We start from the raw sequence: 6000 nt of genomic DNA, 5'->3' as shown, positions 1-6000 counted from the left end.
TCTGCGGGTAGATGCGCAGGCTTCCGCGCGCAGCCAGGCCTGGTTCTGGGCGCTGTTGGGACTGCTCGGCACCAGCCTCTCGCTGATCTGGCTCGCCGCCGATCTGCTGCTGCTCTACTTCGGCCTGGAGATGATGGGGCTGGTCGCCGTCGGGTTGATGTTGCTTCCCGGCAAGGCCGAAGCGCTGGTGGCGGGGCTGCGCTACCTGCTGCTGGCGCTCATTGGATCGTTGTCCTTCTTGCTCGGCATCGCGTTGCTGTTGGGCGCCTGGGGGCGGCTGGACCTGGCGGGGTTGGCGGAAGCCGCCGAGCCGGGGCCGCTACTGTGGGTGTCGGTGGCGCTGCTCAGTGCGGGCCTGCTGCTCAAGGCGGCGGCGTTCCCGCTGCATGCCTGGCTGGCACCGGTGCATGCGGCGGCGTGGACTCCGATCAGCGCGGTCCATGCCGGTCTGGTGATCAAGGCGTCCTTCTTCATCGCGCTACAACTGTGGTTGGTACTGACGCCGCAAGCCGCGCCGGCGGCCTGGCTGGTCGGCGGCCTGGCCGCCGCCGCCGTGGTATGGGGTGGGGTGATGGCCTGGCGCGCGGCAAGGCTCAAGGAGTTGCTGGCGTGGTCCACCGTCTCGCAGCTGGGCTACCTGCTGTTGGGTTTTCCGCTGCTGGTGGGTACCGATTCGACGGTCGCCGCCGTGGCCTGGGAGGGCACCTGGCTGCAGTTGGTCGCCCATGGCGTGGCCAAGGTGGCCCTGTTCCTCGCCGCCGGTAACCTGGTGCTGGCCACCGGCAAGGCGCAGCTGCGTGAACTGGCGGGCGCCAGCCGCCGCTTTCCGCTCGCGCTGCTCAGCTTCGGTATCGCCGCGGTCAGCCTGGTCGGGCTGCCACCGAGCCTGGGGTTCTCTGCCAAGTGGCTGCTGCTGAATGCCGCCCTCATGGCCGGCCAGTGGATCTGGTTGGCGGTGCTGGCCGTGGGCACGTTGCTCAGCGCCGCCTATGTCTTCCGTATGTTCCGCTACTCCTTCGTCGAGGATGCTCCCTCGCTCGACTACCGGCCGGTGCCCTGGGGGATGGATGCCATCGCGCTGACGCTGGCGCTGGCCTCGCTGCTGCTGGGGCTGGTGGCGGAGTGGCCGCTGTCGCTGCTGAGGGCGGCGGGGGGGACGTCATGAGCGAGGCTTGGCTGCCGGTCGTCGCGTTGGCCGCTTCGTTGCTGGTGGTGCCGGTGATCTTCGCCTTGCCGGAGCGCGCCTGGCGGGCGCGGGCGGTAGTCAACCTGGGCGCGGCACTGTTCAAGCTATTGATGGTGATGCTGATGGTGTACGGGCTCTACCAGGGCCGCGACTACAACTTCAGCTTCACCGTGGTGCAGGGCGCCAGTTTCCTGCTTCAGGTTGATGCCATGGGCCTGATGTTCGCCGGCCTGTCGGCGCTGCTGTGGCTGGCCACCACGGTCTATGCCATCGGCTATCTCGAGGACTCGCCCAACCGCAAGCGCTTCTTCGGCTTCTTCACCCTATGTATCGCCAGCACTGTAGGCATCGCCCTGGCCGGCAACCTGTTTACCTTCCTGCTGTTCTACGAAATGCTGACGCTCTCCACCTATCCGCTGGTAGCCCATCGCGGCCACCCCGAGGCTCTGAGAGCGGGAACGATCTATCTCCGCTATACCTTGGCCGGTGGCTTGGTGCTGCTGCTTGGTGTGGTCGCCATGCACGTGCTGGTGGGTGATGTGTCCTTCGGACAGCGGGAGATGCTGGCCGACCTGGGGCCGGACGCTCGTCCGATGCTGACTGTGCTGTTCGTGGTGTTGCTGGCGGGGCTTGGGGTAAAGGCGGCGCTGGTACCGCTGCACGGCTGGCTGCCACGCGCCATGGTGGCCCCCGCGCCGGTGAGCGCGCTGCTGCACGCAGTGGCGGTGGTAAAGGCGGGGGCGTTCGGTATCGTGCGCCTGATCTATGACATCTACGGTATCGGCCTGAGCCACGAGCTGGGCCTGCTCTCGCTGCTCACAGGAATTGCCGTCGTCACGATCCTCTACGGCTCCGTGCGCGCCCTGTCGCAGCAGGAGCTCAAGCCTCGACTGGCCTACTCCACGGTGAGCCAGGTCTCCTACATCATTCTCGGCATCAGCCTGTTCGGCCCCTACGGCACGATCGCCGGCCTGTCGCATTTGCTACACCAAGGGCTAATGAAGGTCACGCTGTTCTACTGCGCGGGCAACTATGCCGAGGAACTCGGCATTCATCGCATCGACGATCTGAACGGCGCGGGGCGGCGCATGCCGCTAACCAGCGTGGCGTTCACCGTGGCGGCGCTGGGGATGATCGGCATGCCGCCGGTGGCCGGCTTCATCACCAAGTGGTACCTGGGCATGGGGGCGCTGCAGGCCGGCATGCCCTGGGTGATCGCCGTGCTGGTCGTCAGTAGCCTGCTCAATTCCGCCTATTTCCTGCCGATCGTGCATCGGCTGTGGTTCCGGCAGGGGCCGGCGCATGGCCAGGGGCGTTGGCCTGAAGAGCGTAACCTGGGGCGCTTCGAAACCAGCGCCTGGCTGCTGCTGCCCACGGCCGCCACGGCAATGTTCAGCCTGATGACGGGACTGCTGGCGGGTATCGCCTTCAGCCCGCTGGACCTCGCCATCTTCATGGCCAATGGGGAGTATCGGCCATGAGAGAGATCTTGCTTGCCCTAGTGCCGATCTGGCCGCTGCTGCTGATGCTGCGCAGCTCGCTATGGTTCGCCGTGCAGCAGGGCGATCCGCATCGGCTCGGCCCGCGACCGCACGTGCTCGATCCCTGGTGGGCCTCGGCGCCCTTGCCTGCCATCGCATTGGCGCTCTGGCCCGGCGAGGCGGAACTGGCCGTGGAGGGCTGGATGCTGGGTGGGCTCTGGCAGATCGACGAGGCGCGTCGCCCCTGGTTGCTGTTTGCCGCGCTGCTGTGGGGGCTGGCCGGCTGGTACGCGCGCGGCTATCTGGCCGACGAACGGCACGGCACGGCGCACGACGATGGCGAGTTCCGCCGCCTGCTGAGATTCGCCCTGCTGTGGCCACTGACACTGGCCGGCAACCTGCTGCTGATCGTGGCCGAGGACATTCCCAGCTTCTATCTCGGCTTCGTGACGATGACGCTGGCGGCCTACGGCTTGGTGGTGCACACCGGTGAGCGTGAAGCCCGCCACGGCGGCTTCGCCTACCTCGTCATGGCACTGCTGGGCGAGGCGATGATTCTCGCTGGCCTGCTGTGGGCGGCGGGAAGCGGAGAAGCGCTGACGTTGACCGAGCTGCGCGTGTCCGTGACCGAGGCCGAACAGGGCCTGTGGATGGCGACCCTGCTGTGGCTGGGCTTCGGGGTCAAGGCCGGTGTGGCGGGCCTGCACGTTTGGCTGCCGCTGGCGCATCCGGTGGCGCCCACGCCGGCCAGTGCGGTGCTCAGCGGGGTCATGGTCAAGGCAGGGCTGCTGGGCTGGCTGAGTACGCTGCCACTGGGGAGTGCCGAGGCGGGGCTCGCCCCCCTGGGAGAGGTCATCATCGTAGTGGGCCTGGTGGGAGCCTTCGCGGCCGCGCTGCTGGGCGTGGCCCAGCGTCATCCCAAGGCCGTGCTGGCCTACTCCAGCGTCAGTCAGTTGGGCATGATCGCCTCGCTGGTCGGGGCAGGGCTGAGTGCACCGGTGCTCTGGCCCGCGCTAGCACCGGCGGTAGCCTTGTTCGCGGCTCATCACGGCATGACCAAGGGCGTCCTGTTTCTTGGCGTTGGCATCAGCGAACATCCGCCGCGACTGCCGGCCTGGTTGATCGGGTCGCTGCTGTTGCTTCCGGCCCTGTCGCTGGCCGGTGCCTTCGGATCGGGGCTCATGACCAAGGAATTCTTGAAAAAGGCGCTGCATGACAGCGATCATGCGGCCCTCTCGACCTGGCTCAGTGCAGCCGCGGTGGGTACCACCGTGCTGATGGCGAGGGCGCTGTGGCGGCAGTGGCGGGAGCGCGGAGAGCATGCCATCGCATGGCGCTCGCCCATGGCGCTGGCCTGGCTGGTCGGCGTGCTGCTGGCGGCCGGCGTACCGCTGTGGCTGCCCTTGGGCAAGCATGTGCATTGGCCGCCGCTGGCCGATCTGCCGGGGCTGCTGTGGCCGGCGGCACTGGGGCTGGGGCTGGCCGGGCTGGTGCTGTTGGCGGCTTTGCTGAGGCGCGGGGAGCCGGGTGCCCTGTCTCGCCTGCATGCGGGCGACCTGTGGTGGGGCTACGCGGCGTTGGCACGCTGGATTCTGGCGGGGCTGGCGACGCTCAGCGCCTCGCTGGAAGCTTGGAACTCGAGGGTACGCAGCGCCTTCGGCAAAAGGGAGCGACGCATGATAGCCGCCCTGGACGATCTGACCCACTTCGAGCCTCACTTCCGGCGGTTGGCGATTCCGTTGATGGTGGGCGTGGGGGGGCTCTTGCTGCTGGGCTTCTGGCTGGGGAGCCTGGTCTGGCCGGGGTTGGCCGGGCCTGGGTAGCTCCAGGCCCGGCGCGTTCAGTTCAAAGAAGTTCTTCGCCGGCCAGGGCCAGGCGTGAACGTTCCACGCTGCGCAGGGTCACGTGGCCTGCATGCGCCCAGTTGCTGAAGCGCTCCACCACCGCCGCCATGCCGCAGGTGTTGGCGGTGAGGTAGGGGGTGTCGATCTGCCCGACGTTGCCCAGGCAGACGATCTTGGTGTTGCGCCCGGCACGGGTGAGCAGGGCCTTGAGCTGCTTGGGAGTGAAGTTCTGGGCCTCGTCGATGATCAGGAAGGTGTCGTTCAGGGTACGCCCGCGCATGAAGCCCGGGGCGCGTATCTGCACGCGTGAGCCGATCAGGCTGCGCGTGGCGTCCTGGCTCCAGCTGGTGCTGCCGTCGTGCTCGTCGCGCAGCAGGTTGTCCATGTTGTCGTGGAAGGCGCCCATCCACGGCGACATCTTTTCCTCCTCGGTGCCGGGCAGGAAACCGATGTCCTCGCTCATCGAGATCGGTGCCCGGGTAAAGACGATACGCTCGAAACGCTTGGCGTCCAGCGTCTGCTGGAAGGCCGCCGCGAGCGTCATGTAGGTCTTGCCGGTGCCGGCGCTGCCGGCGATGGTGACCAGGTCGATGTCGTCGTCCATCAGCAGGTTTAGAGCGAAGTTCTGGCGACTATCGTGGGCATGCACGCCCCACACGCCGTCCTTGTGGCGGTAGTTGGTCAGGAGTTGGAGACGTGCCTGGCTGGGCGACATCTCGCGAACGATCGCCTCGAAGCTGGCGCCGTTCTCGCTGTCGGACACCAGCATGCCCAGATGCCAGTCGCTCGGCACGCGGCCTTCCAACCGGTAGAAGGTGTGATGGTGGTCGACCCGTTCCACCTCGACGTTGACGTCGAGCTGGCCCCAAGGGCCGCTGCCACCTTCGGCATCGGGGTAGATGCGTACGCCCTCCGGCATGGCGTCGCTGTCGCTGAAGGCACGGTCGGTCAGATAATCCTCTACCGGCACGTGCAGTGCGGTGGCCTTGACCCGCAGGTTGATGTCCTTGGTGACCAGGATCACCGAGGCGTCCGTTCGCTCGTCGCGTAGACGGCAGGTCTCGGCCAGCAGAACGTTGTCGGGGCTGTCCTCCAGGTGTTCCAGCGGTTTCAGTTCGGGGTAGCAGAGAAAGCGCAGCTTGCCGAGGGTATGGCCGCCGGCGCGCGGGATCGGAATGCCTTGTTGAATCTCGTCGAAAGTGACCTGATTGGTGAGATCGGAGAGGGTACGGCTGACCTGGCGGGCGGTGCGTGCAATCTCGCGCAGGCCGTTCTTTAGCTTGTCGAGCTCCTCGAGCACGGTCATCGGAATGACCACTTCGTGCTCCTCGAACTGATACAGGGCAGCGGGGTCGTGCAGCAGGACGTTGGTGTCCAGCACATAGAGCCGCTTGGCTTTCTTGTCGAGTCGTACCATCGGGGCATCGCTCCTGAGTAGACGGCACCTGACGACACTGGCCTTCACATCGTTCCGTGGCAAGTAGGCCGG

Annotated in this window: 4 protein-coding genes; 3 read left to right on the top strand and 1 reads right to left on the bottom strand. The window is 66.8% G+C overall.

The window, feature by feature from the left end:
- The 3 genes from CYJ07_RS19020 to CYJ07_RS19010 all read left to right on the top strand — a co-directional run.
- On the top strand, nt 1–1165 hold a 1165-nt coding region (locus CYJ07_RS19020), incomplete at its 5' end, for a complex I subunit 5 family protein (RefSeq protein ID WP_104205271.1).
- Nucleotides 1162–2667, top strand: a complete 1506-nt coding sequence (locus CYJ07_RS19015; RefSeq protein WP_104205270.1) for a proton-conducting transporter transmembrane domain-containing protein — start codon at nt 1162–1164, stop codon at nt 2665–2667. The genes CYJ07_RS19020 and CYJ07_RS19015, both read left to right, overlap by 4 nt.
- Complete coding sequence (locus tag CYJ07_RS19010) at nt 2664–4490, top strand: complex I subunit 5 family protein (protein ID WP_104205269.1); 1827 nt, start codon at nt 2664–2666, stop codon at nt 4488–4490. The genes CYJ07_RS19015 and CYJ07_RS19010 overlap by 4 nt, the downstream gene beginning before the upstream one ends.
- Before the next feature lie 22 nt (nt 4491–4512).
- Here CYJ07_RS19010 and CYJ07_RS19005 read toward each other — a convergent pair whose 3' ends face one another.
- Nucleotides 4513–5928 carry a PhoH family protein gene (locus tag CYJ07_RS19005; RefSeq protein WP_104205268.1) on the bottom strand — a complete coding sequence of 472 codons (1416 nt, stop codon included), beginning with the start codon at nt 5926–5928 and terminating at the stop codon, nt 4513–4515.
- Between the last annotated feature and the right edge of the window lie 72 nt (nt 5929–6000).

Source organism: Billgrantia saliphila, assembly GCF_002930105.1.
GTDB lineage: Bacteria > Pseudomonadota > Gammaproteobacteria > Pseudomonadales > Halomonadaceae > Halomonas > Halomonas saliphila.
This window is presented reverse-complemented; position numbering and strand designations above follow the sequence as displayed.